Genomic DNA, 25,504 nt, shown 5'->3' on the forward strand with positions numbered 1-25,504 from the left:
GTCGGCATCGCAAGCTCGCGAGCCGCCGTCCGTGCGCGAAATCACGCTGATAGAATCGTCTGCCCACCCTCACCCGTCGCAGGAAATCAGCATGGAAATCCAGCCCTATCTGCTCTTCAATGGCCGTTGTGAGGAAGCCATTGCGTTCTATTGTTCGGCGCTCAGCGCGCAGGAGTTGCTGAAGCTGCGCATGAAAGACGCGCCGCCCGATCCGGCTCGGCCGGTGGCGCCCGAACATGCCGAGAAGATTCTGCACGCGACGCTCGTCATCGGTAATACGCACGTGCTGATGTCGGATGGCGATTGCCGCGGCGGCGACGCCGTGCATGCGGGCTTCAACCTGTCGGTCACCGCCGACGACCAGGCCTCCGGCGAGCGATATTTCAACGCGCTGTCGGACGGCGGACAGATCACGATGCCGTTCCAGCAGACCTTCTGGACCAGCGGCTTCGGTACGTTGATCGACCGCTTCGGCGTGCCCTGGATGGTCAATGTGCGGCACGAGGAGCCCGCGGCATAGCATTCGGGCGGGGCAGCGTTGCCTCGCGCCCGCTCGCTCGCCACTACGCCGCGCTCTATGGCAATCGCCGCGCGGACACGCTAGAGTTGGAGCAGGCAAGAACGTCGTCCGGCACCTTTCACGGGACCCGCACCGCAAGACGAATCGAATAACGCCGCATGACCAAGGGGCAAACGATGACGCCACCCGAAACGCTCGCGGAGCGCCGCGAACACGGCCGCAATGCACGCAGGAACACGCCGCGCAGCGCCAACTCCGACATCGGCAACACCCATCGTGATCCGGTTCGCCTGCTGCGCGAAAGCAGTCGCGGGCGCGTCGAGTCCCTCGTACCGCTGCGCTACGGTCGCATGCTCGAGTCGCCATTCACGTTCTATCGCGGCAGCGCGATCATCCAGGCGCACGACCTCGCAAAGACCGCGAACAGCGGCTTTCACTTCCAGATTTGCGGCGACTGCCACCTGATGAATTTCGGCGGCTTCGCAACCCCCGAGCGCGCGCTCGTGTTCGACATCAACGACTTCGACGAAACGGCGATCGGCCCGTGGGAATGGGACCTGAAGCGCCTGACGGCGAGCCTCCATATCGCAGTCCGCCATCTCGGCCATGGCGATCGGCTCGCGGACGAGACCGTCGCGTCGTGCGTGCAGAGCTATCAGCACTGGACCTCGGAATACGCGCAGATGAGTCCGCTCGAGTTGTGGTGCGAGCTGATCACCTTCGCGCGTCTCGAGGAAATCTCCCCCACCGACGACGCGCGTCGACGCATTCGCAACAGCATCGCCAAAGCGTCGCGCCGCACCCACGAGACGATCCTGCCGAAGCTTGCGAGCCACCGCGAAGGTCTATGGCAAATCCGCGACGTGCCGCCCACCGTCTTCCATGTGCACGGCAAGAACACGCTGTTCACGCACAAGGACGACTGGGTCGGCCTCGGCGACTGGCGGACGTTGATGGCGCCGATCTACGAGGACTATCTGAAGTCGCTCGGCACGGTGCGCCGCACGCTGCTCGATCACTTCTCGATGCACGACATGGCGTTCAAGGTGGTCGGCGTCGGCAGCGTCGGCACCCGCTGCCTGATCCTGCTGATGGTCGATCAGCACGAGAAGCCCTTGTTCATCCAGTTCAAGGAGGCGTCGACCTCGGTCGTGTCGCGTTACTTCAAGGCGGCGGGGCCGAAGCATCAGGGGCAGCGGGTGGTCGACGGACAGCGGCTGATGCAGGGCGCGAGCGACCCGTTTCTCGGCTGGACCACGGGACCGTTCGGGCGCTCGATCTACGGCCGCCAGCTACGCGACATGAAGATCTCGGCGACGCTCGAACTGTTTGCAAAGGAAACGTTCCGCCAGTACGCGGCCATGTGTGGCTGGGTGCTCGCGCGGGCGCACGCGAAAGCGGGCGGGCTCGCGACCGAGGTTGACGCCTATCTCGGCAACGGCGATCAGATGACGGACGCGCTGATCCTGTACTCGCGCGCGTACGCGGACCAGGTCGAGAAGGACTTTGAGATATTCCGCCACGCGTGCCGCAGCGGCAAGCTCGAAGCACGCACCGACACGGACATGGCGGCGGACTTCGTCGCCTAGACGCACGAGCCGTCGCGCCCGCCGTTGACGCCCAATCGTTCAAGCGCCGTCGTCCTCGCCGACGACGCCGAACTCGGCCGTCGTTTTCACGTAGAACAGATGCAAGCCCTCCGCGCGCAGCCGCTCGAACAGCCGATCGGCTTCGTCGGCGGTCACCGCCATCAGGACGGACAGTGGCTGATCGGCAAGCTCGAAGAAGTGCGCGGAGTGAATACGATGATGATGGCCGATGCCTTCGCAAGCCGGAATCACGGTCGCGCCGCGCAGGCCGAGCTCGCTCGCGAGACGCACGAGCCAGTCGGCGAGCGGCTTGCCATGATGGCTGCGCCCCTGCTGGGTGAAGAACGTGACCTGAAAGCCGTGCATGTCGGTGTCTCCCCAATGCGGATCGCGCCGCCTGCGCAAAGCGATGCGCGCGCGGATGGGCAGCCGCATTGCGCCGTCCCCTGCCCGCTTACTTTCGTAAGCGGAAACTTCGGCAGCGCCGCATCACGGCTCCGGACGGTCATGAGACAAGTTTAGATGTCGCCCCGCGCGAGTGCCAGGTCGAAACTGGCCACGTGCCGCGCGGTCCCGACTCACTGACCGTACACGTCGAAATCGAAATACTTTTTCGCAATGCGGTCGTAAGTGCCATCGGCGCGGATATCGGCAATCGCTTTGTCGATCTTTTCCTGCAGATCGGTATCTTCTTTACGCAAGCCAATCGCCGTGCCGCTGCCGAGCGTTTTCGCGTCGTAAAGCGGATTGCCGGCAAATCCGAAGTCCTTGCCGCGCGGGGTGCGCAAAAAGCCGATATCGGCTTGCACCGCATTTTGCAACGACGCGTCGATACGGCCGGCAAGCAGATCCGAATACACCAGATCCTGATCCTGATACGGCACGATCACCGCGCCGGCCGGCTCCCAATACGTCTTCGCGTAGGTTTCCTGAATCGAACCCTGCTCGACGCCGATGCGCTTGCCCTTCAGCGCTTCCGGCGTCGGCTCGATCGGCGAGCCCTTCTTCGCGACCAGACGCGTCGGAATGCGGAACACCTTCGACGAGAACGCGATCTGCGCCTGCCGCGCCGGCGTCATCGACATCGTCGACAATACGCCGTCGAATTTGCGGCCTTTCAACGCGGGAATCATGCCGTCGAACGAATTCTCGATCCACACGCATTTCGCATTGAGCCGGTGGCAAATCTCATTGCCGAGATCGATATCGAAGCCGACGAGTTTGCCGTCGGCGGCTTTCGATTCGAACGGCGGATAGCTCGCGTCGACCCCGAACCGCACGGTCGACCAATCCTTGGCGATTGCGCTTGCGGACGATACGGCCAGCAGCGCAATCGTCAGGGTTGCCAGCATGGCTTTCATTGTTGCTCCTTATCGGTCATTTAAAGAATTCAAACGGGCGGCACGGCGATACACGCGCTCCGCGCGAAACCCGACATTCGACCGTGATCCGGTCGCCCGCACAAATTCATTAAAAAAATCAATTCATGCGGCCGACGCATAGACCTGCATAGGGCTTCGAAGGTTCGATCGTTCAAGCGTCAACAAAAACAGTGCGTGCCGTTGGGCGATCCAAGGTCGTTCTGCCTGGCATTCCGATTGTCCAGACGAACATGCTTTATCTCGGCGACGCAGTCTCTTTTAATAAACGAGCGCTGCCCGGTGTCGGGTTTTGGCGCGCCATTTTATTGAAAAGATCGCAATAACACTAATTGATTCGATGCACAGCCGATAAGCGCTCGCGCACCTTCCCGCAATATCAAAGCGCGTGCAAGCTCGTCATTCACATAGCTTTCTTCCGTTTCGAGTAGCTTATCCATACCTGCGAAAGCAACCACCGGCGGATAATCGCGCCGGTTGATTTGCCATAAATTGTCACTTAGAATTTTCCGCAAGGCCTCCTTAGGAACCGATGACATGGCTTCGAACAACGGAAAACCGGTGTCGTCGTTCGTTCCTCGAGGAATGCCCGGCCTCTGGATCGTCCTGTTCGTCATCTGGATGATCGCCAATGCATCGCTCGCCGTCGAACCCGCTCTCGTCGGTCTCGTCATTACCTTCGTCATCGCGCGTGTCTTCGTGTCTTCGAGCGAAGCATGGCAGCGCCTGCGTCTGACGCCGGGCTCGCTTTACCACTTCGCCGCGTATAGCGCGACCTTCGTCGTCGAACTGGTGCGCGCCAATCTGAACGTGATGGCGCTGGTGTACTCGCCGCGAATCGACATCAAGCCCGGCATCGTCAAGGTTCGCACCCGCCTCCAGACACCGCTCGGCCGTCTTGCGCTCGCCAATTCGATCGCGCTCACACCTGGCTCGCTCGTGATGGATATTCGGGACGACATACTATTCATTCACTGGCTCGACGTGAAGACGACCGATATCGACGAAGCGACCGAGGCGCTCGTCGCACCGTTCGAAAAGCATCTGGAGAAGATCTTTGGCTGAGATCATGCTCCGGATCGCCGCGGTGCTGATCTTCTTCGCGATCCTGTTCGGCGTGATCCGTCTCGTGATCGGCAAAACCCTCGTCGACCGCATCGTCGCGATCGACATGCTGACGGTCATCTCGTTGTCGCTGATCGCGTTGTACGCGCAGGTCTCCGGTCGTTTCGTCTATATCGACGTCGCACTCGTCTACGCACTGCTGAGCTTTCTCGCAGTGCTCGCGATTGCGCGCTTTCTCGAAAGGGGGCTGTGAGCCATGCTCGAACTGCTCCTGCTGCTGATGTGCGCGAGCATCCTCGTGAGCGGCGTACTGGCTGTCTGCCTGAAGAATCTGCTGGCCGCGATGGTCAGCTCGGGACTCGCGAGCCTGTTCGCGGCGGTGGCCTTCCTGCTGCTCGCCGCGCCCGACGTCGCGATGGCCGAAGCCGCGATCGGCTCGGGACTCGCGACCTTCATCTTTCTGTACGCGATCCGCAAAACCGGCTATCAAAAGGGCTAGCGCATGTTCGAACTGATCGGCAGCGTGTTCATCCTCGTGGGCGCCGTCTTTCTGTTCTCCGCCGGCCTCGGGCTGTTGCGCATGCCGGATGCGTATACGCGTATTCAGGCCGGCACCAAGGCGTCGACGCTCGGCAACATGCTCGTGCTGATCGGCCTCGCGTTCTACCACCCGAACTGGACCTTTCGTCTGATCCTGCTGATCTACTTCGTGCTCGTGACCAACCCGGTGTCCTCGCATGCGCTGTCGCGCGCCGCCTGGCTGATCCGTACGCCGATGACCTCGTCCACGGTCACCGACGCACTGGCCGACGACGACGGCCGCACGGCGGGGGAGGCCGAATCATGATGCGTCGCGCGTTCGCGCTGCTGACGGTGTTGCTGTTCGCGGTCGTGTTCTGGCGGCTGATCGGCGGCTATGTGGAGTTGCAGGGGCTGCGTCCGCTCGCCTGGTACTACGTCGTCAGAGGGCCGCTCGAACTCGGCGCGCCGAACATCGTGACCGGCATCCTGATCACCTTTCGCGGCTTCGACACGCTCGGCGAAGTCGCGGTGCTGTTCATGGTCGCGGCGAGCGTCGGCGTATTGCTGAAAGAGGAAAGCACCGCGACCTCCGCCGATCCGGCAGATGAAACCGCGGCCGCGCGCCGCCCCGCCGGCGAGATCGTGCACACCGGCAAGCAGGTGCTGCTGCCGATGATCTTCACGTTCGGCGGCTACGTGATCGTCAACGGCCATCTGTCGGCGGGCGGCGGTTTCCAGGGCGGCGCGATCGTCGCGTCCGCCGTGATGCTGATGCTGCTCGCGCGGCCCCGCTCGACGCTGAACGTCGCGCTGCTGAGCGTCGTCGAGTCGCTCGCGGGGGTGATCTATGTTTGCATCGGCATTCTGGGCCTCGTGCTCGCGGGCGGCTTTCTCGACGCGCGCTTTCTACCGCGCGGCGAGTTCGGCGCGTTCTTCAGCGCCGGCGCGATCCCGCTGATTTCAGCGCTGCTCGGCGTCAAGGTCGGCGCGGAGCTCAGCGTCATCATCGACCGGTTCAGAAGCTGAGCGACAAGGAGAGCGCATGAGCACGGGCATCCCGGTTTCGAAGATCCTGCTGATCACGGGCTTCTGCCTGTCGCTGATCGGCCTGTGGGGCATGCTGACCCACCGCAACATCCTGCGCATCATCATCGGCTTCGCGGTGATCGACACGGGCCTGCACATCGTGATGGTCGCGACGGGCTACATCACGGGCGGCACCGCGCCGATCATCGACGCGGCGCTCAGCAAATCCGCCGCCGCGCACCGCGCGATCGATCCGGTTCCATCGGCGCTCGTCGTCACGGCGATCGTGATCGGGCTGTCGGTCACCGCCATCATGCTGTCGTTCGCGATCCGTCTTTACGCCGCCAAAAAAACCCTCTCCATCGACGCCTTCACCGAGTCGAAATGGTAGCCGCGCTCTTTCATCCGCTGCATATCTTCATCCTCGGGCTCGGCGGCGGCTTCCTCATTCCGCTGCTGTACCGGCTCGGCAAGCCGTGGCTCACGCTCGGCTTTTTCATCGCGTTGTGCGGCATCGTGCTCGTGTCCGGCGTGTCGTTCTACGGCCTGCTCGACGGCGGCGACACGATCGAGATCCTGACCGCGGGCGCGCCGCCGCCGGTGTCGATCAATCTGCGCTTCGGCTTGTGGGAAGGCTTTTTCACGTTCAGCGTCAACGTGGTCGCGCTGCTCGGCGCATTGCATCTGTGGGATCGCCTGCGCGGCAACTACGCGGCGTTGTTGCTGTACCTGATTCTGGTGATGGGCATCGACGGCATGGTGATGACCCGCGACCTGTTCAACCTGTTCGTGTTTCTCGAGATCGTGTCGATCGCGACATACGGCCTGTTCGGGCTCGAGCGCACGCCCGCCGCGCTCGCCGCCGCGTTCAAGTACATCTTCGCGACGGTGATCGCGTCGACCCTGTTCCTGCTCGGCGCGGTGCTGCTCTACTACGTGGCCGGCACGCTGAACATCGACGATCTGCTGTCGCTGCGCGAGCGGATCGGCGGCCCGATCGGCACGACGGCGATCCTGCTCGTGTTCGCGAGCCTCGTGATCGAGCTGAAGCCGTTTCCGGCCAACGGCTGGGGGCTCGACGTCTACGAGACCGCGCCGAGCGGCGTCGCCGCGATGGTATCGGTCGGCGTATCGGCGGGTGTATTTTTCGCGCTGCTGAAATTGCTGCCGCTGTTCGACGGCCAGCTCACGCTGCTCGCCGTATCAGGCGGCGTCACGTTCCTGTTTTCGAATCTGCTCGCGATCAAGCAGACGAAACCGCAACGCGTGCTCGGCTATTCGTCGATCGGGCAAATGGCGCTATTGATGCTATCGCTCGCGTTGCTGCGCCAGATCGGCGCGGATACATCGATCCCGCTCGTCATCGGCGGCCTCTTCATCAATCATCTGTTCGCGAAGGCGGGGCTGTTCTGGATGATCGGCGTGCTGCGGCGCCACGGCGACGATGCGCGCGCGATCCTGTCGCGCAGCCCACTGCTGATCGGCTTGCTCGGTCTGTTCCTCGTCGCGATCGCGGGGCTGCCGCCGTTCCCCGGCTTCTGGGCGAAGTGGGAACTCGTGATGCGCCTGACCGCCGCCGGCAAGCCCTACTGGATCGTGCTGATCCTGACCGGCTCGCTGCTCGAGGCGGGTTATATGTTCCACTGGTTCGTGCGCGCGCTGGCTCCGTCGGATGTCGAAGCCAAAGCCCGCCCCAACCTCGCCGCGCTGCTGCCGCTGTTCGGCGTCGCCGTGCTGCTGATCGCGGCGGGCTATATGGCAGCCGTGTTCTCAGGCGTCGCGTCACCTTGGATCTTCTCGCCGCTCATGGCGGGCGCGCTGTTCTATGCGGCCGATCGTCTGCCGGGGCGCGTGAAAGGCGTGCTCGCGCTGATCGCGATCGGGCTGATCGGCAGTCTGCTCTGCGAAGGCTCGGGTGGTATCGCCGGGCTGTTCACATGGCTGCTGCTCGCGGGCAGCCTCGTAATCGCCGCGGCGAGCCTCTATCGCGACGACGTACGCACCGGCTTCTATCCGATGCTGGTCGTGCTGTCGCTGTCGATCCCGGCGCTGCTGCGCTCATCGACGTCGCTCGAATTCTTCTATAGCTGGGAAATCATCACGCTGTCGTCGTGTTTCCTGATCGCGAAGTGCCGGCGCGCGGGACCGCACGTGCTGACCTTCCTGCTGTTTTCGCTGCTTGCGGCGTTTTTCCTGCTGGCGGGCTTCGCCAACGTCGCCGCGATCGACGACACCATCGCGCTATCGGCGTTGATTCACTCGGGACCCGAAGCGAACCGCGCGTTCGTGCTGCTCGCGACCGGCTTTCTGATCAAGGCCGGCGCGATCGGCGTGCACGTGTGGCTGCCGGGCGCCTACACCGAAGCGGAAGACGACGTGACCGCGATGCTGTCCGCGGTGGTCAGCAAGGTCGCGATGTTCGGCCTGCTGATCGGCACCTACCTGACCATACGCTCGGAGGTCGGCCTCGAACTCGCACACGTGATGACCTGGATAGGCATGCTGACGACGCTGCTCGGCGCGCTGATGGCGCTGCGGCAGAACGACTTCAAACGCATGCTCGCGCTGTCGAGCATGAGCCAGATCGGCTATATCGTCACCGCGATCGGCCTGATGAGCCATCTCGGCTGGGTCACCGCGCTGTACCTCGTCGCCAATCACATGTTCGTGAAGGGGATCCTGTTCCTCGCGCTCGCGGGCGTGATCCTGCGCACCGGCAAGCGCAACTTCGCCGATGTAGGCGGCCTTGCGCGCGAGATGCCGCTAACGTTCGCGATGGTCGTGGTCGCGCTCGTGTCGATGTCGGGCCTGCCGCCGCTGATGGGCTTCGGCGGCAAATGGCTGCTGCTGAGCGCAATGACCGACAAAGGCTGGTACGGGCTCGCCGTGTGCGGGCTGATCGCGACCTGTGCCGGCTTTCTGTACATGCTGCGGCTGCTGAACGGCATCTTCCTGAAACCGCGCCCGCCGCAGCGGCAGGCAGTGCGCGAAGCACCCATCATGCTGCTGATTCCGCAGTTCCTGTTCGTGGTCGGCATCGTGATCCTGTCGTTCTTCCCGAAGCTGCTGATCGAGCCGGTGTCGGCCGCGATCGATCCGCAGTTCGCGGCGACGCTGGTGTGGGGCGGCATGTCGCTCGAAAGCATTTACGGGTTCTGGAATCCGACGCCGGTCGTGATCGTCGTGCTGATCGTCACGGCGATCGTGTTCGGGCTCGGTGTGCTGTACTACCGCAGCCGCCGCGGCAACGCGCGCAACGGCCCCGATTTTTACCACTTCTACAGGCCGATCCTGAGCCGCACGGTGCCGCCGGTCGCGCAGATGTTCTGGCGCGGCCTATCGCATTTCGCGCTCGCGGCGGCGGCATGGATGCGGCGCGTCTATACCGGCAACGGGCAGACCTACGCGCTTTATGTGCTGCTGTATTTTCTCGTGATCTATTTCGCGAGCACGGGCCTGGGCGCGGCGGGGACGCAATGACGGCAACGACGCCGCGCGACTCGCGTCATCACTCACTCCATCGTCGAATCGACCGGTAGTTCCGCGCCGCTCTCTCGCGCGGGACGATGTACGGCTCGGACGAGCCCGCTGCCGCCGCCTCCGCAGAAGAACAGATCCGCGCCATTCGATTCGAGTCCGGAGATGCCCGCGCCGGCCGGCATCTCGACGCTCTCCAGCACCTCGCCGCTGCGCGGATCGATATGCCTGAGTTCGCTCTCGTCACCTTCCCACGTGCCATGCCATAGCTCGCCGTCGACCCACGTGATGCCGGTCACGAAGCGATTCGATTCGATCGTGCGCAGCACCGCGCCCGTCTCCGGATCGACCTGATAGATTTTTCGCTCGGGATACTGACCGACCCACAGCGAACCCTCGGCCCATGTCAGCCCCGACTGGCCGCCGTCGCCGGGTGCCGCGATCGTCGACAGTACCTGGCCGCTTTGCGGATCGATCTTCTGGATGCGGCCGTCCGCGATCTGGAACAGGTGCTCGCCGTCGAAGGCCGTGCCCGCGTCGGCGGGCACCGCGATCGAGCGCAGCGTCTCGCCGCTCGCCGGATCGAACGCGTCGAGCCTGTCGCCGGTCGCGATCCACACCTGTCGGCCGTCGTAGGTGACCCCATGCACTTTATCGACGCCCGTAAAGGGCCCATATTCGCGGACGATTCTGGCGGCTGAGCGGTTCATGGTTGCCATCCTAATCACGAAGGGAACGGGGAAGGGAGTAACAAAGCCGTCGCGAATCCGGCGAGGGGCGGCGTCATCCAGCGGCGCGCGCGCCCGTCGCCCACCGGCTGCACCTTGCCGGCCGCGGCGAGCGAGTCGAGCGAGCGCTGCACGGTGCGCTGACTCGCGCCGAGCACGAGAGCAAGCGCAGAACTCGACCATGATTCGCCATCCGACAGAAACGCGAGCAGCGCCGCATGCTCGCTTTCGACGGGCGGCGCCAGTACGACGACCTCGCGCGCATGACGCGGCGCGAGCGCGAAGCCGCGCGCCGTCGCGCTGACGCTCGCGAGCGTGCCGAGCGCCGCGCGCAGCCGGCCGATCTCGACGCGCAGCCGCGCGCGATGCGATTCGTCGGCGCGTTTGGCGCGAAACGCGCGTGCGACGAGCGCGTCGCGCGGCACGTCGTCGGGCCATGCCTCGCCGAGCATACGGGCGAGCGCGAACAGAACCGGTCGGCTCGCGAGCGCGACCGCCGCGTTCGCATCGCGGATCGCGTAGCGGCAAGCGTCGACGACCAGCGGTCCGCCCGCCTGGTTCGACGTCAGCAGCTTCTCGACTTCATCGAGCAGGACCGGTTCTTCTTCGCCATGCGCGACGATGCGCGCCGCTGGCTTGCTCAGTGCGACCGAGGCGCTTTCGACTTCCGCGATCAACGCCGGAATACCGGCCTCGCGAGCCGCGCGTGCCGCCCGCGCCAGCGCGGCTCGCGCAGCGCCGCTGCGCAAACGGCGCAGCGCGACGCCTGCGACCACCAGTTCATGCGCGGCCCGCAACGCGGGCGGAAACAGCCGCGGATCGAGCGCGGCAAGCTTGCGCTCCGCTTCGTCGAGACGGCCGATCAGCAGCAAACGCCGCGCCGCCAGATACCGCGCATGCGCGGCATTGACGCGATCGCCGTGCGTGTCGAGCGTGGCGGTCGCGGCGTCGAGTGTTCTGGCGGGCCATGCGAGATCGCGCGACGCGAGCGCGATCTCCGCTTCGGCGACCACGCAGCGCGCGCGCGCCACCGCATGCTGCGCGCCGAACCCGCGCGCCGCGCCGCGCACCAGCGCCTTGGCGCGCACGAAGTCGCCGAGTTGCGCCATCGCGATGCCGCGCAGCGCGAGCGCCGGCGCGTCGTCGCGCAACGCGACGCGGTCGAGCGCGCCGAGCGGATCGCCGGCCGCGAGCGCGCGCGCCGCCGCCGAAATCAGCGCGTCCACGGCGTGCGAGTCCGCGCGTAGCACGTCTTTGCATCAAGCGAATCCCGCCACACTTGTCACTCCCACCCGGTCGATGTCCACCCCTAATCTAGCATGACCATCAACCGTTACCGACGCCGTCGGGCAAGGGCTCGCTCGGCGCGGTACGACCCACGGAGGAACCCACGATGACTACGCATCCGACCGGAACACGCGAACAGTGGCTCGACGCGCGACGCGCGCTGCTCGACGCGGAAAAAGCCCACACGCGACACGGCGACGAGCTCGCGCGGCAACGCCAGGCGCTACCGTGGGTGAGGGTCGACAAGGCCTATCGCTTCGATACCGACGAAGGCAGCGCATCGCTCGCCGATCTGTTCAGAGGACGTTCTCAGCTGCTCGTCTACCACTTCATGTTCGGCCCCGACTACAAGGCGGGCTGCCCGTCGTGCTCGTCGATCGCGGACGGTTTCGGCGGCTTCGCCGTGCATCTCGCGCATCACGACGTGATGCTGATGGCGGTGTCGCGCGCGCCGCTCGAGAAGCTGCTGACATACAAGCGGCGCATGGGCTGGACGTTTCCCTGGGCGTCGTCGGCAAGCGGCGATTTCAATTTCGACTTCAACGTGTCGTTCACCGAGGCCCAGCAGCGCGACGGCGATATCGAGTACAACTACACACGCAACGCTCACGCGATGGACGTGAGTCCCGCGCCCGAACCCGTCGCCCAATTCGCGGCGACCTGCGGCACCGACGCGGCCACCTATACGCGCGACCGGCCCGGCATGAGCGCGTTCGTGCTCGAAGACGGCGTCGTCTATCACACGTACTCGACCTACGCGCGCGGCGTCGATGCGCTGTGGGGCATGTATCAGTGGCTCGATCGCGCGCCGAAGGGACGCAACGAGACGGGCATCTGGTGGCGCCGTCACGACGAGTACGAGCGGTCATGAGCCCGCTCGTGCGCGCTGTCTGCGCGAGCGGGCAGCAGTTCGCCACCTGGCGCGCGGCGCGCACATCGCAGCGCGTGTTCGTCGGCGTCTGCGTGTTGGTGTTCGCCGCGAGCGTCGCGGCGACACTCGCGCACAACGCGTCGATGTCGGCGATGGGCACGCTGCCGATGCCCGGCGGCTGGTCGATGTCGGCGCTGTGGATGCCGACCTGCGGGCGCACGTGGGCCCGCGCGGCGGCGTCGTTCATCGGTATGTGGATCGTGATGATGGCGGCGATGATGCTGCCGTCGTTGCTGCCGACGCTGCTGCGCTATCGCGACGCGATCGGCTCGCGCATGGGTGCGGGCCGACTGGCCCTACTGACGATGCTCGTGAGCGGCGCGTACGCCGTCGTTTGGACGGCGCTTGGCGCGGCCGTGTTTGGGCTGGGCGCGTCGCTCGCGGCGCTCGAATTGCGGTGGCCCGCGCTCGCGCGTTCGGTGCCGCTAGCGGCCAGCGTGGTCGTCCTGCTCGCCGGCGCGTTGCAGTTCAGCACGTGGAAAGCCCGCCGCCTCGCCTGCTCTCGCGCGACCCCGAGCCTCGCCGCCGATGCGGCAAGCGCGTGGCGATACGGTCTGCGCATCGGTATCGACTGCGGCGGTTGCTGTTTGGGTCTCACCGCCATTCTGCTGGTCGTCGGCATCATGGATCTGCGCTCGATGGCCGCCGTGACGGTCGCCATCACCGCTGAACGCCTTGCGCCGGACGGCGCGCGCGTCGCACGGGCGATCGGCGCCATAGCTGTTGGCGCGGCCGGCTGGTTGCTCGCTCAGGCCGTGTCAGCCGGGTGATGCATGCGCCCCAGCCGCCGTCGATCGCGTCGTGAATCGATGCTCGGCAGCCGTACTGTCCCGATATTGTTTTAATTTTGGAAACAGTGAGTTCAGGAATTAGGTATTTACCCTAGTTCTTGCTCCCCCTAGACTGTCATCACTGCTGCAAACAAACGAGTTTCGCAGCCTAACAAGACAAAACCTGGAGGTAGTTAAAAATGAAATCCCTCGTTCAAGCTGTCGTTATCGCCGCTACCCTCGCTGCTCCGGTTGCCGTTTTCGCTCAATCGAACCAGCCGCTGACCCGCGCGCAAGTCCGTGAAGAGCTGGCTCAGATCGAAAAGGCCGGCTACAACCCGGCACGTTCGAACCCGAACGAATATCCGTCGAACATTCAGGCTGCTGAAGCCCGCGTCGCGGCGCAAAACAGCGCTGTCGGCGGCGTGACCAGCGGTTCGTCGGAGCAAGGCCGCGCAGCGCAGTAAGCCGCGCTCCCGGTTGGAAAGTTGCTGTTGACGTAGCTGTACCTGCCTGAGCGCTCTGCCTTAGCGCTCTCGCAGTTTCCCCTACTGGCCCGCCATCGCGATTCAATGCGATGGCGGGCCAGTTCCGTTCTGGGGTGCGCCGTCAGTCTCGCGTCAGACCGCGCCCGGGTTGATATACGCAGTCTTCACCGACGTATAAAACTCCCGCGCGTAGGCGCCCTGTTCGCGCGGACCGTAGCTCGACCCCTTCCGGCCGCCGAACGGCACGTGATAATCGACACCCGCCGTCGCGGTGTTGACCATCACCATGCCCGCCTGCACATGACGGCGGAAATGACTCGCGTACTTCAGCGACGTCGTACAGATGCCGGCCGACAAGCCGAACTCGGTATCGTTGGCAGTCGCGAGCGCTTCCTGGTAGTCCTTGACCTTGATGACCGACGCCACCGGCCCGAACACCTCTTCGCGGTTGATGCGCATCGCCGAGGTCGTCTCGGTGACCAGCGCCGGCGCGAGGAAGTAGCCCTGCGTCGCGCCTTCGACGCGCTCGCCGCCGAACACCGTGCCGCCCTCTTCGCGCGCGACCGCCAGATAGCGCTCGTCCTGTGCCAGTTGCTTGTCGTCGACGACCGGGCCGATCTGCGTGCCGTCCGCGAGCGCATCGCCGACCTTCAGCGCGCGCATGCGCGCCTTCATCGCGTCGATGAAACGGTCATGGATCCCCGCGGTCACGATCAGCCGGCTCGACGCCGTGCAACGCTGGCCCGTCGAGTAGAACGCACCGTTGACGCAGGCTTCGACCGCGACGTCGAGATCGGCGTCGTCGAGCACGACCATCGGGTTCTTGCCGCCCATTTCGAGCTGGAATTTCTTGCCCGACTCGAAGCACTTCGCGCCGATCGCGCGCCCCGTCGAGACGGAACCGGTAAAGCTGATCGCATCCACATCCGGCGACGACACGAGCGCTTCGCCGACCACCGAGCCGCGCCCCATCACGAGGTTGATCACGCCCGCCGGCGCGCCCGCCTCGGCGATGATCTTGACCAGCTCCCACGTGCTGCCCGGCACCAGATCCGCCGGCTTGATCACGACCGTGTTGCCGTACGCGAGCGCCGGCGCGATCTTCCACGCCGGAATCGCGATCGGAAAATTCCATGGCGTAATCAGGCCGACCACGCCGACCGGCTCGCGCGTCATTTCGACCGTCATGCCCGGCCGCACCGACGGCACGATTTCGCCGCCGAGGCGCAGCGCTTCGCCCGCGAAGAACTTGAAGATCTGCCCGGCGCGGCCCACTTCGCCGATCGCCTCGGGCAGCGTCTTGCCCTCTTCACGCGCGAGCAGCTTGCCGAGCTCCGCCTTGCGCGCGAGGATCGCGCTGCCAGCCTGATCGAGCACGTCGAAGCGCTGCTGCGGCGTGGACAGCGACCACGTCGCGAACGCCTTGCGCGCGGCGCTGATCGCGCGATGCGTCTGCTCGGCGTCGGCTTGCGCGAATTCGCCGATCACGTCGTCGAGATTCGACGGACTGACGTTGCGCGACACGCTCGCGCCGTCGACCCACTGTCCGTCGATGTAGTTTGCAAATTGACTCATGTCCTGACTCTCCTTTCGAAAACTGCGGCGACAATCCTGTTATTCGACGCCCAGCAAGCCACGAGCGGCGAGGTTGCGATATAGCGCGCGCACGCCGAACGTCCACGGTTCGATTTCGGTCGACAGGCGCACCGTGTTGGTCAGCGCGCCGAGTTGCGGCGTCGAGATCGTCACGCGGTCGCCGAGGTGGTGCGTGAAACCGCCGCCGGGCGCGTCGCGGTCCTTGATCGGCGAGAACATCGTGCCGAGGAACAGCATGAAGCCGTCCGGGTACTGGTGGTGACGGCCGCACGTCTGCGCGACCAGGTCGGCCGGGTCGCGGCTGATCTCGCTCATGTGGCTCACGCCGTCGAGCACGAAGTCGTCGTCCGCGCCTTCGACGCGCAGCGACACGCTTGAGCTGCGCACCGAGTCGAGCGAGAACGTGCCGTCGAACAGCCGCACGAACGGACCGATCGCGCACGAGCCGTTGTTGTCCTTGCACTTGCCGAGCAGCAGCGCCGAGCGGCCTTCGATGTCGCGCAGGTTCACGTCGTTGCCGAGCGTCGCGCCGACGATGTCGCCGCGGCTATTCACGGCGAGGACGATCTCCGGCTCCGGGTTGTTCCACACCGACGCGGCGAGCAGACCGACGTCCGCGCCGAAGCCGACCGCCGACATCGGCTGAGACTTCGAAAATACTTCGGCATCCGGACCAATGCCGACTTCCATGTATTGCGACCACGCATCGCGTCGTTCGAGCTCGGCCTTCAGCTTCATTGCGGCTTCCGAGCCCGGCTTGATCTTCGACAGGTCGCTGCCGATCGTCGACGCGATGGTCTCGCGCACTTCTTTCGCCTTCGCCGGATCGCCGCCGGCCTGCTCCTCGATCACGCGCTCGATCAGGCTCACCGCGAACGTCACGCCGCAGGCCTTGATCGCCTGCACGTCGCACGGCGCGAGCAGGCGCACGGCGGGCGCGCCGGCGCCAGGCTGATTCGCCGCGATCAGCTGCGCAACCTGCCCGAGCGGCACGCCCGGCGCGCTGCGCGCGAGTTGCGCGGCATCGTCGCGCTCGAACAGATCGGCGGTGGTCGGCACGGTCGCGGTGATGTCGAACACCTCGCCGCCGCGCACGACGACCACGCACGGTCCTTCATGCTGCTCGGTCTTGCGCCACACGCGGCCGATCAGCAGCGCGTCGTTCAGATCATCGGGAAGAAAGCTGGAGGAGGAAGTTGCGGACATGGGATGGGCTCTTTCGAATAAGTGGGAAACGGGCAAGGCCGGGCGTCGCGTTGGGTGCGAAGCCCGGCCTTGTCACCTGCATGTCAATGCGAATGGCGTGGATTGCCGCGCTCGGCAATCACCTTCAGATAAAGCGTCGCCGGTTCGAGACAGCCGCCGGTCGAAAGCTGGCCGACCGTCTTGCGGTACAGCTCCTGCCACGGCGTTTGCGCGGGCGGGATCTCGAAGTGCACGGTTTCGCGGCGTCGCGCGAGTTCGGCTTCGTCGACCAGCACGTCGACGCTGCGCGAATTCAGATCGACCCGGATACGGTCGTTCGTGCGCAGGAGCGCAAGACCGCCGCCCACCGCCGCTTCCGGTGACATGTTCAGAATCGACGGGCTCGCCGACGTGCCGCTCTGACGGCCGTCGCCCAGGGTAGGCAGCGAGGTGATACCCTGGCGTACGAGCGCCGCCGGCGGCGCCATGTTGACGACCTCGGCGCTGCCCGGATAGCCGACCGTGCCCGTGCCGCGAATCACGAGAATGCAATGCTCGTCGATTTCGAGCGACGGGTCGTTGATGCGCGCGTGATAGTCCTCGGGACCGTCGAACACGATGGCGCGTGCTTCGAAGGTGTTTTCCGCGCCAGGCTCGCTCAGATAGGTCTTGCGGAACGCATCGCCGACCACCGACATCTTCATGATCGCGCTGTCGAAGAAGTTGCCCGACAGCACCATGAAGCCCGCGCCGTGCTTCAGCGGTTCGGCGGTCGTCTTGATGACCTCGCGATCCGGCGCGGGTGCGGCGGCCGCGATTTCGCCCATCGTACGGCCCGACACGGTCAGGCATTCCTCGTGCACGAGGCCGCCTTTCGCGAGCTCGCGCATCACCGCCGGCACACCGCCCGCGCGATGGAAGCTCTCGCCGAGATATTCGCCGGCGGGCATGCAGTTGACGATCAGCGGCACCTGCTCGCCGACGCGCTGCCAGTCCTCCAGACTCAACTCGACACCCATGTGCCGCGCGATCGCGATCAGATGCGGCGGGCAGTTGGTCGACGCGCCGAGTGCCGACGCGACGACGATCGCGTTTTCGAACGCTTCCTTCGTCATGATCTGCGACGGCCGCACGTCCTCGCGCACGAGGTCGACGATGCGCTTGCCGGTCGCGTAAGCCATCTGGCCGCGCTCGCGGTAAGCGGCCGGAATGCTCGCGCAACCGGGCAGCGACATGCCGAGCGCTTCGGCAAGGCTGTTCATCGACAGCGCGGTGCCCATCGTGTTGCAGTGACCGATCGACGGCGACGACGCGGTGGTCAGCTCCATGAAGCCTTCGTAGTCGATCTCGCCGGCCGCGAGCAGATTGCGCGCATGCCAGATCACGGTGCCCGAGCCGACGCGCTCACCATGGTGCCAGCCGTCGAGCATCGGGCCGCCGGACAGCACGATCGCCGGCATGTCGACGGTGGCCGCGGCCATCAGGCACGCGGGCGTGGTCTTGTCGCAGCCGGTGGTCAGCACGACGCCGTCGAGCGGGAAGCCGTGCAGGATTTCGACGAGGCCCAGATAGGCGAGATTACGGTCGAGCGCGGCAGTCGGCCGGCGGCTCTGCTCGGCGAGCGGATGCACCGGAAACTCCATCGGAATGCCGCCCGCGTCGCGGATGCCGGCCTTCGTGCGCGCCGCGAGTTCGATGTGATGCCGGTTGCACGGCGCGAGATCGCTGCCCGTCTGCGCGATGCCGATGATCGGCCGGCCCGACTGCAGCTCTTCGCGCGTCAAACCGTAGTTCATGAATCGCTCGACGTACAGCGCCGTCATATCCGCGTGCGAGGGATCGTCGAACCATTCCTGGCTGCGCAGCCGGCGCGGGGTGGATGCTGACATGGTGCTTGTCTCTCTGTCTTGGTGAGGGTTGCTTATGCGTGCATTTATTGATGTTGCCGGTCAGGTCTTTGGCCGCGGCGGTGATCGTCGGAAACGTGGCCGTCTCCACCACATGATGCGCCAATGTCGCGCTCGTGATCAGGCCGATTCCGACAGGCCGAGCCAGACTCGCCGCACGCGGCCGCCCGCTCGCCGGTTTGCCTGCGATCCGAGAGTACGTTACCGGTAACATTTCTGGTTGTGGATGTTACGCCCGGCTTACCATGCGGACAACCAAGGGATATCCCTGAGCTGTTTAATTAAGGGGAGTTCGACGCGTTCGCGGCTTGCGAATTCAGCGACGCGAAAGCTACGCGCTATCGCGCGCAATCACCGTGAAATCGATCTTCACCGCTTTGCGGCGATGCACCTCGCCCGCTTCGCGATCGGCAAGCGCCGCGAGCAGCGTTTCGCCGGCGCGCAGGCCGATGCCGTACGCGTCGACCGACACCGTCGTGATGCTCGGCTGACAGCACCACGACACCTCGAAGTTACCGAAACCGGCAACCGCGATGTCGCCCGGCACCGACAGCCCGCGTCGATGACACTCCATGATCGCGCCGAACGCCGACATGTCGCTCACGCACATCACGGCTTCGGTATCGGGCCACGTGTCGAGCAGGGCACCGATCGCGGGCCCGCCGTGGCTCATCGTGATCGGCGAATCGCCGAGCCGGATCACGCGCGGCTCGCCGAGGCCCAGCGCCTTGACTTCGGCAACGTAGCCGCGCATCCGGTCGTGCCCGCGCCGGTCGCGCTCGCTAGCGCCTGCGATAAAGCCGATCCGCCGATAACCGCGCTCATGCAGGTGCCGGACCATCGCGCGCGCCGCCGCCGAGTTCGAAAAACCGACCACCGTATCGATTGGATCGCTGGGCAGATCCCACATTTCGACGATCGGAATGCCGGCGCGCTGCAACAGCATGCGCGTCGCCTCAGTGTGGCGGCTGCCCGTCAACGCGACGCAGCGCGGCTGGTGGCGCAGCATCGAGCGCACCAGCAGTTCTTCCTGTTCGAGGCGGTAGTCGGTGTCGCCGAGCAGCAGTTGCAGACCGTGCGGACCCAGCGCGGCGTTCAGGCCGCGCACGGTGTCGGAGAAGTTCGAGCTCGACAGCGACGGCACCAGCACCGCGACGAACTCCGAGCGTCCCGACGACAGCGCACCGGCCGCGGCATCGGCGACGTAGCCGAGTTCGTCGATCACCTTCTGCACGCGTTCGCGGGTCGCCTGCGACACGTTGCGACCCGCGAGCACGCGCGACACGGTCATCTTCGAGACGCCCGCGCGTTCGGCAACATCGGCCATGCGGGGCGGGACTGGCGGCCTGGACGTCATGATAGGAATCGGGGCGAATGCGCGAAAGTCACGGAACGCACATGATAGCGGGCCGCTCCTTTCGGAGCGACCAGGCAACGTCAGGGTTGCGTTATGCAGTTTGTTCTGTCGCTGTGTTTTGTCGTTTTAACGCTCGAAACCCACCGTGCAGCGCGCCTGAGCCTGCCCCGCCACCGGCGCGCGGAACGAGAACAAGCCGCCCGCCTGCGGCTGGTGCTGCCGTTCGACGGCGGTCAGCCCCTTCCATGCGGTCGACACATAGACGGTTTGCAGATCGTCGCCACCGAACGCGAGCTTCGTCACGTTCGCGCACGGCAACGGCACCTGATCGACCAGCTCGCCCGCCGGCGAGTAACGCTCGATCCGCCAGCCGCCGAACAGCGCGATCCACACGAAGCCGTCGGCATCGACGGCCATGCCGTCGGGATGGCCGTCGCCCGAGATCGCGGCGAAGATGCGCTTGCCCGACAGTGTGCCGTCCGCGGCGACGTCGAACGCATAGACCACGCGCCGCATCGTGTCGTTGTGATACAACGTGCGGCCATCCGGGCTCATCGCCGGGCCATTCGTGATCACGTAGTCGTCGTCCTGCGCGATGGCCGCGCCTTGCTCGTCGACGCGATACAGCGTGCCGCTCGGCGCCTCTTCCGCATCGTCCATCGAGCCGAACCACAGGCGTCCCCTGGCATCGACGAAACCGTCGTTCAGGCGGTTGCCCGGCAGATGCGGTTCGACGTCGACGAGCTTGCTGAACTCCCCGCTCGCCGGATCGAAGCGATGCAAGCCGGACGGCAGCCCGCACACGAACGTGCCGTTGGCGAGCGGCGCCAGGAAGCCGGGCTGGTCGGGCGCCTGCCACGTCCGCTGCTCGCCGGTCGCGACGGCTAGCCGATGAATCCGGCGCCCCTTGATATCGACGAAATACACGGCGTTTTCGGCAGCCTGCCACAGCGGCCCTTCGGCCAGCTCGGCGCCGACCGCCCATACGCACACAGGGACCGGCATGCTCATTCTCCGTACCACCCTGCGTCGACGAAGTAATCACGGCCCGAGCAGCGCGAAGCGTCGTCGGATGCGAGGAACAGCGCCATGCGCGCGACGTGTTCGGGTTCGATGCGCAGTTGCAGACACTGACTCGCGACGACCTTCGCTTCGCTTTCCGCCGATTGCCACAGCTGCATCTGCCGCGGCGTCTTCACCGCACCGGGGATGATGCAGTTCACGCGGATGCCCGCGCCGCCGAGATCGCGCGCAAGACCGCGCGTGAGCCCTTCGATGCCGGCCTTGGCGGTCATATAGATCGCGAGGTTCGGCAGCGCGACGTGCCACGACACCGAACCCAGATTCAGGATCACGCCGCGCCCCGCGCGACGCATGCCGTTAGCGGCGGCTTGCGCGCAGAAGAACTGGTGGCGCAGATTCACCGCGATGCGGTCGTCCCAGTAGCTCGCGGTGAGCTCGCCGATTTCGTGCCGGTCGTCGTTGCCGGCGTTGTTCACGAGTACATCGATCGGGCCCGCCGCCTCTTCGATTGCCGCGAACGTGCTGTTGATCGCGTCGACATTTTTCAGGTCGCAGCGGCGGAACAGCGGCGGATGCTTCGCGTGGCGAAGCGTTTCCTGCAGCGCGAGCGAATCGTGCTCGGCGACATCGAGGAAGAACACGCGCGCGCCTTGCTGCGCGAAGGCCTCGACGATCGCGGCGCCGATCCCGCTGCCGCCGCCGGTCACGACGATGGTTTTGTCCGCCAGGCTTGGATAGGTTGCGTACGACATCAGATATTCCACTTGTAACGAGTAGGATCACACGCAGGGCGGCACACGCCGCCCTGCCCCGCCGCTCAGGCCACGATCTCGACTTCGCTCAGCATGCGCCAGTTGCGCTCGAGCGTTCTCGTCGCAGAGCCCGCGACCGTAACCGTGCCGCTCAGATGAATGTCGCGGCTCGAGCTGCCGACCAGCAGATCGAAGTCACCGGGCTCGACGATACGCTCGCCGCGCGCATCGGTGAAGTTCAGCATGTCGACCGGCAGCTTCACGCGCACACGCGCCGACGCACCAGCCGCGAGCGGCACGCGCGCAAACGCCTTCAGCTCCCGTACCGGCCGAGCAACCGACGCATGCCGATCGCGCACGTAGATCTGCACGATCTCGGTGCCATCGCGCGCACCGATGTTCTCGAGCGTGAAGCTCAACTCGATCGTACCGTTTTCGAGCGGCACTTCGCTGTGCGCGAGCGCGAGATCGCCGTAACGGAACTGCGAATAACCGAGACCGAAACCGAACGGATAGCGGCAGCCGAAATGGTATGCAATCGGCGTTCCAGCGCTCTTCAGACGATGGTTATACACGTACGGCACGGCGCCCGCGCTCTTCGGCACCGACAGCGGCAGACGGCCGCTGAAATTGGCGCGGCCCACCAGCAGATCGGCCAGCGCCTCGGCGCCACGCTCGCCCGGCGCGAACGCCATGATCTGCGCGGCGATGCGCTCTTCGAGACCGCCCAGATTGTACGGGCGGCCGCCCGTCATCACGACCACCGTCGGCGTGCCGCTATCGACCACCGCCTGCAGCAACGCCTGCTGCACGCCCGGCAGGTCGAGGCTGTCGGTATCGGACCCTTCGCCGACCGTGCCGGACTGGAACAGGCCCGCCAGATCGCCGACGAACACCAGCGCGACGCCAGCTTGCCGCGCGGCCTCGACCGCGGCGGCGATGCCGTCGGTGTCCTTGCTGATCAGCTCGTCGCAATGCGCGTCGCCGGTCAGATCGAGCGACACGTCGCCCGGGAACACCGGCGCGCCGGCGCGGCGTTCCTTGATGATGTCGCAGCCCTGCGCGTGAATCACGCGCTCGTTGCCGAGCAACGCGCGCAGCGAGCGCAGCGGCGTCGCGATCGCGGCAGTGGACTGCTCGCCGCTGTTGATCAGATGCACCGGGAAGCTGTAGCCGGCGAGCAGCGCGAGCGGATCGTCGGCAGTCGGGCCGATCACCGCGATCTTGTCGGCGCCGTTCGCGTCGAGCGGCAGCACGTTGCCTTGATTGCGCAGCAGCACCGCCGATTGGACGGCGACCTGATACGCGGTATCGCCCGCGGCCGCGCTCTTGACGTCGACGCGTTCGACATCGACGTACGGATTCTCGAACAGGCCGAGCTGGAATTTCACGCGCAGCACGCGCGACACGGCGGTGTCGATCGTCGCTTCGGTGATCTCGTTGCGCTCGAGCGCTTCCTTCAGATGTACCGCGCACTCGTGGCCCGGCAGCTCGACGTCGAGGCCGGAGTTGAACGCGAGGGCCGCGGCCGACGCGCTGTCGCGCGCTACCGCATGGTGGCTGTACAGCAGATCCACGCCCGCGTAATCGGCGACGACGAGACCGTCGAAGCCCCATTTCTCGCGCAGCGTGTCGTTCAGCAGCGCGCGATCGCCATGACAGGGCACACCGTCGACGTCGTGATAGGCGGGCATCACCGAGCCCGCGTTCGCGAGCTTCACGGCCATTTCGAACGGCAGCATGAACACGTCGTTGAGCTCACGCGGACCGACGTGCACCGGCGCATGATTGCGGCCGCCTTCGCTCGCCGAATGACCGACGAAATGCTTGAGCGTCGCGAGCAGATCGCGCTGTTCGCCTTGCAGGCCCTTCACGTAATCGCACGCGAGCACGCCGACCAGATACGGGTCTTCGCCGAGCGTCTCCTCGGTGCGGCCCCAGCGCGGGTCGCGCGACACGTCGAGCACCGGCGCGAGCCCCTGGTGACAGCCGATCGAGCGCGCCTGCTCGCCGATGATCGTGCCCACTTCGCCGACCAGTCGCGGGTTCCACGTCGCCGCATAGTTCAACGGCGACGGGAACAGCGTCGCGTCCTTGATCATCAGTCCAACGAGGCACTCCTCGTGCGACATCACCGGAATGCCGAGGCGCGTGTCTTCGACCATCTTGCGCTGCAGTTCGTTGAGCGCGCGCACGCCTTCCTTCGGATCGACCGTATGCGTGCCGAGCGGACGCGTGATCTGGCCGAGGCCGTGCTGCAGGATCTCGTCGACCGTGATCTGGTTGGCGCTCCCTGCGAAATCGATGCTACGCGCCTTGTGCTTGCCATCGGCCGACAGCTTCAGCCACGCGGCGTGAAGCTGCGCAATCTTTTCGTCGAGCGTCATGCGCGCGAGCAGGTCGGCCACGCGCTCTTCCACGGCTGCCGCTGGATTGCGGTAGAGCGGGACCTCACTTTGGCGAAGCAACATCGAAAACTCCTTTTTCTTATCCTGGTGTGTACGAAGCGCATGTAGCGCCGACAAAATCCGTTGTTCCTGACAAGCGTGCGGCAGGGCGTTGCTTCGGCCCCGATGCCATCCCCTTGGATTGCAGATACCTTTCCGTACTTCGCAGTCCTGCTAATCGATCGAATGCAACCACGGCTCGGAATTCGTCGCATTTGATCGACTACGGGTCGTTCGTTGGGTCTGGCGACGCGATGCAGTGGTACCGCGCTTGCTCGCGTCGAGCAGACAACGCGATCGCAAGCGGATCAGTGCAGACGCGGCAGCGCGAAATCCTTGTCGTCGAATACGTGGCACGCGTGCGGTGCGAACGCCAGCTCGACGCGCTCGTCGTGCGTCACGCCACCGTCGCCGGGAAGTTTGGCGATCATCGCGTTGCCGTCGCGTACGCCGCCGTCCACGTGCACGTAGCTGTGCTCGCCCATCCGTTCGACCAGACGCACGGCGCAGCGGATCGTCTGCACACCGGGCTGCGTCGATGGCAGCGCAAGGTGCTCCGGACGGATGCCGAGCGTGATCTGCGAGCCGACGCGCTGCCTGCGGCCGTCGACCTCGGCACGCACGCGCTCGCCCGTGGTCAGCTCGACCTGAATGCCCTTGTCGTCGATGGCGAGGATCGTGCCCGGCATGAAGTTCATCTTCGGCGAACCGATGAAGCCCGCGACGAAGCGGCTCTTCGGCCGGTGATACAGATCGAGCGGCGCGCCGATCTGCGCGATGCTGCCGTGTTTTTCCATGTCGGCGCCGGCGTGCAGCAGCACGATCTTGTCGGCGAGCGCCATCGCTTCGATCTGGTCGTGCGTCACGTACACCGCGCTCGCGCGGTTGAACTCGCGATGCAAACGGGCGATTTCGGTACGCGTCTGCACGCGCAGCGCGGCGTCGAGATTCGACAGCGGCTCGTCGAACAGGAACACGCCCGGCTCGCGCACGATCGCGCGTCCGATCGCCACGCGCTGGCGCTGGCCGCCGGACAGCGCCGCGGGGCGCCGTTCGAGATAGCTGTCGAGTTGCAGTGCGGCAGCGGCGCTGCGCACCTTCTTGTCGATGATGGCCTTATCGATTTTCGCCTGACGCAGACCGAACGCCATGTTCTCGTACACGCTCATGTGCGGATAGAGCGCGTAGTTCTGGAACACCATCGCGACCTGGCGCTTCGCGGGTTCGACGTTGTTCATCAGTTGACCGTCGATGCGCAGTTCGCCGTCGGTGATCGATTCGAGACCGGCGATCATGCGCAGCAGCGTGGACTTGCCGCAGCCCGACGGCCCGAGGAACACGCAGAATTCGTCCTTGCCGACTTCGAGGTTGGCGTCGCGGATCACCGAGTTGCCGCTCGTATAGGACTTCTGTACGTTAGTGAGAGAGATGCTTGCCATATCGTTTGTGCGAAGT

General features: G+C 65.4%; 25 protein-coding genes. 12 read left to right on the top strand and 13 right to left on the bottom strand.

Annotation, left to right across the window (positions count from 1 at the left end):
- Nucleotides 1-91: 91 nt before the first annotated feature.
- Both L0U84_RS36350 and L0U84_RS36355 read left to right on the top strand, forming a co-directional pair.
- Complete coding sequence (locus L0U84_RS36350; RefSeq protein ID WP_233857725.1) at nucleotides 92-520, top strand: VOC family protein; 429 nt, start codon at nucleotides 92-94, stop codon at nucleotides 518-520.
- 158 nt (nucleotides 521-678) lie between these two features.
- Nucleotides 679-2,109, top strand: coding sequence for a DUF2252 domain-containing protein (locus tag L0U84_RS36355; RefSeq protein WP_233857727.1), 1,431 nt, complete (start codon nucleotides 679-681; stop codon nucleotides 2,107-2,109).
- A gap of 39 nt (nucleotides 2,110-2,148) precedes the next feature.
- Here the strand turns inward: L0U84_RS36355 and L0U84_RS36360 are convergent, their stop codons facing one another.
- From L0U84_RS36360 to L0U84_RS36370, 3 genes are all read right to left on the bottom strand, one after another.
- On the bottom strand, nucleotides 2,149-2,475 hold the full coding sequence (locus L0U84_RS36360) for a DUF190 domain-containing protein (protein WP_233859802.1): 327 nt from the start codon (nucleotides 2,473-2,475) through the stop codon (nucleotides 2,149-2,151).
- A gap of 212 nt (nucleotides 2,476-2,687) precedes the next feature.
- Nucleotides 2,688-3,470 carry an ABC transporter substrate-binding protein gene (locus L0U84_RS36365; RefSeq protein ID WP_233857729.1) on the bottom strand — a complete coding sequence of 261 codons (783 nt, stop codon included), beginning with the start codon at nucleotides 3,468-3,470 and terminating at the stop codon, nucleotides 2,688-2,690.
- A gap of 323 nt (nucleotides 3,471-3,793) precedes the next feature.
- Entirely contained in the window at nucleotides 3,794-4,039 is a 246-nt protein-coding gene (locus L0U84_RS36370) for a hypothetical protein (RefSeq protein ID WP_233857731.1), read from the bottom strand.
- Here L0U84_RS36370 and L0U84_RS36375 point away from each other — a divergent pair.
- From L0U84_RS36375 to L0U84_RS36405, 7 genes are read left to right on the top strand one after another with little or no spacing between them, the layout of a single operon-like run.
- Nucleotides 4,026-4,553: a Na+/H+ antiporter subunit E gene (locus L0U84_RS36375; RefSeq protein WP_233857733.1), complete on the top strand. Its 528-nt coding sequence runs from the start codon at nucleotides 4,026-4,028 to the stop codon at nucleotides 4,551-4,553. The genes L0U84_RS36370 and L0U84_RS36375 overlap by 14 nt on opposite strands.
- Nucleotides 4,546-4,806, top strand: coding sequence for a monovalent cation/H+ antiporter complex subunit F (locus L0U84_RS36380; protein ID WP_233857735.1), 261 nt, complete (start codon nucleotides 4,546-4,548; stop codon nucleotides 4,804-4,806). The genes L0U84_RS36375 and L0U84_RS36380 overlap by 8 nt, the downstream gene beginning before the upstream one ends.
- Nucleotides 4,807-4,809: 3 nt before the next feature.
- Nucleotides 4,810-5,052, top strand: coding sequence for a hydrogenase subunit MbhD domain-containing protein (locus tag L0U84_RS36385; protein ID WP_008918956.1), 243 nt, complete (start codon nucleotides 4,810-4,812; stop codon nucleotides 5,050-5,052).
- A 3-nt stretch (nucleotides 5,053-5,055) separates the two neighbouring features.
- Nucleotides 5,056-5,400, top strand: coding sequence for a monovalent cation/H(+) antiporter subunit G (gene mnhG / locus L0U84_RS36390; RefSeq protein ID WP_233857737.1), 345 nt, complete (start codon nucleotides 5,056-5,058; stop codon nucleotides 5,398-5,400).
- Nucleotides 5,397-6,101, top strand: a complete 705-nt coding sequence (locus tag L0U84_RS36395) for a Na(+)/H(+) antiporter subunit B (protein WP_233857739.1) — start codon at nucleotides 5,397-5,399, stop codon at nucleotides 6,099-6,101. Before mnhG ends, L0U84_RS36395 begins: the two co-directional genes overlap by 4 nt.
- A gap of 16 nt (nucleotides 6,102-6,117) precedes the next feature.
- Nucleotides 6,118-6,492, top strand: coding sequence for a sodium:proton antiporter (locus L0U84_RS36400; protein ID WP_233857742.1), 375 nt, complete (start codon nucleotides 6,118-6,120; stop codon nucleotides 6,490-6,492).
- Nucleotides 6,486-9,581 (top strand): proton-conducting transporter transmembrane domain-containing protein, encoded by a 3,096-nt coding sequence (locus L0U84_RS36405; protein WP_233857744.1) that lies wholly within the window; start codon nucleotides 6,486-6,488, stop codon nucleotides 9,579-9,581. The genes L0U84_RS36400 and L0U84_RS36405 overlap by 7 nt, the downstream gene beginning before the upstream one ends.
- Nucleotides 9,582-9,613: 32 nt before the next feature.
- On the opposite strand, the gene L0U84_RS36410 is transcribed toward L0U84_RS36405, so the two are convergent.
- Both L0U84_RS36410 and L0U84_RS36415 read right to left on the bottom strand, forming a co-directional pair.
- Entirely contained in the window at nucleotides 9,614-10,288 is a 675-nt protein-coding gene (locus L0U84_RS36410) for a Vgb family protein (RefSeq protein WP_233857746.1), read from the bottom strand.
- 14 nt (nucleotides 10,289-10,302) lie between these two features.
- Nucleotides 10,303-11,532 carry a helix-turn-helix domain-containing protein gene (locus L0U84_RS36415; RefSeq protein WP_233857753.1) on the bottom strand — a complete coding sequence of 410 codons (1,230 nt, stop codon included), beginning with the start codon at nucleotides 11,530-11,532 and terminating at the stop codon, nucleotides 10,303-10,305.
- Nucleotides 11,533-11,699: 167 nt separating this feature from the next.
- Between L0U84_RS36415 and L0U84_RS36420 the strand changes: the two genes are divergently transcribed.
- The 3 genes from L0U84_RS36420 to L0U84_RS36430 all read left to right on the top strand — a co-directional run bounded on the left by L0U84_RS36420 (nucleotide 11,700) and on the right by L0U84_RS36430 (nucleotide 13,761).
- Nucleotides 11,700-12,464 (top strand): DUF899 domain-containing protein, encoded by a 765-nt coding sequence (locus L0U84_RS36420; RefSeq protein WP_233857755.1) that lies wholly within the window; start codon nucleotides 11,700-11,702, stop codon nucleotides 12,462-12,464.
- The gene (locus L0U84_RS36425) at nucleotides 12,461-13,294 is read left to right on the top strand and encodes a DUF2182 domain-containing protein (protein ID WP_233857757.1); all 834 of its coding nucleotides are present in this window, start codon (nucleotides 12,461-12,463) and stop codon (nucleotides 13,292-13,294) included. The genes L0U84_RS36420 and L0U84_RS36425 overlap by 4 nt, the downstream gene beginning before the upstream one ends.
- A 200-nt stretch (nucleotides 13,295-13,494) precedes the next feature.
- Complete coding sequence (locus L0U84_RS36430; RefSeq protein ID WP_233857759.1) at nucleotides 13,495-13,761, top strand: DUF4148 domain-containing protein; 267 nt, start codon at nucleotides 13,495-13,497, stop codon at nucleotides 13,759-13,761.
- Nucleotides 13,762-13,914: 153 nt separating this feature from the next.
- Here L0U84_RS36430 and L0U84_RS36435 read toward each other — a convergent pair whose 3' ends face one another.
- The 8 genes from L0U84_RS36435 to L0U84_RS36470 all read right to left on the bottom strand — a co-directional run bounded on the left by L0U84_RS36435 (nucleotide 13,915) and on the right by L0U84_RS36470 (nucleotide 25,488).
- Nucleotides 13,915-15,357 carry an aldehyde dehydrogenase family protein gene (locus tag L0U84_RS36435; RefSeq protein ID WP_233857761.1) on the bottom strand — a complete coding sequence of 481 codons (1,443 nt, stop codon included), beginning with the start codon at nucleotides 15,355-15,357 and terminating at the stop codon, nucleotides 13,915-13,917.
- 39 nt (nucleotides 15,358-15,396) lie between these two features.
- Nucleotides 15,397-16,584, bottom strand: a complete 1,188-nt coding sequence (locus L0U84_RS36440; RefSeq protein ID WP_233857763.1) for a fumarylacetoacetate hydrolase family protein — start codon at nucleotides 16,582-16,584, stop codon at nucleotides 15,397-15,399.
- An 83-nt stretch (nucleotides 16,585-16,667) separates the two neighbouring features.
- The gene (locus L0U84_RS36445; RefSeq protein WP_233857765.1) at nucleotides 16,668-18,452 is read right to left on the bottom strand and encodes an IlvD/Edd family dehydratase; all 1,785 of its coding nucleotides are present in this window, start codon (nucleotides 18,450-18,452) and stop codon (nucleotides 16,668-16,670) included.
- Between the two features lie 349 nt (nucleotides 18,453-18,801).
- Nucleotides 18,802-19,797 (bottom strand): LacI family DNA-binding transcriptional regulator, encoded by a 996-nt coding sequence (locus L0U84_RS36450; RefSeq protein WP_442794129.1) that lies wholly within the window; start codon nucleotides 19,795-19,797, stop codon nucleotides 18,802-18,804.
- Nucleotides 19,798-19,953: 156 nt separating this feature from the next.
- Nucleotides 19,954-20,838, bottom strand: coding sequence for an SMP-30/gluconolactonase/LRE family protein (locus L0U84_RS36455; protein ID WP_233857769.1), 885 nt, complete (start codon nucleotides 20,836-20,838; stop codon nucleotides 19,954-19,956).
- The gene (locus L0U84_RS36460) at nucleotides 20,835-21,602 is read right to left on the bottom strand and encodes an SDR family NAD(P)-dependent oxidoreductase (RefSeq protein ID WP_233857770.1); all 768 of its coding nucleotides are present in this window, start codon (nucleotides 21,600-21,602) and stop codon (nucleotides 20,835-20,837) included. The genes L0U84_RS36455 and L0U84_RS36460 overlap by 4 nt, the downstream gene beginning before the upstream one ends.
- 65 nt (nucleotides 21,603-21,667) lie before the next feature.
- Nucleotides 21,668-24,073: a glycoside hydrolase family 3 N-terminal domain-containing protein gene (locus L0U84_RS36465; protein ID WP_233857772.1), complete on the bottom strand. Its 2,406-nt coding sequence runs from the start codon at nucleotides 24,071-24,073 to the stop codon at nucleotides 21,668-21,670.
- A gap of 284 nt (nucleotides 24,074-24,357) precedes the next feature.
- Nucleotides 24,358-25,488 (bottom strand): ABC transporter ATP-binding protein, encoded by a 1,131-nt coding sequence (locus tag L0U84_RS36470; protein ID WP_233857781.1) that lies wholly within the window; start codon nucleotides 25,486-25,488, stop codon nucleotides 24,358-24,360.
- Between the last annotated feature and the right edge of the window lie 16 nt (nucleotides 25,489-25,504).

Source organism: Paraburkholderia sp. HD33-4, assembly GCF_021390635.1.
In the GTDB taxonomy this organism is placed as follows: domain Bacteria; phylum Pseudomonadota; class Gammaproteobacteria; order Burkholderiales; family Burkholderiaceae; genus Paraburkholderia.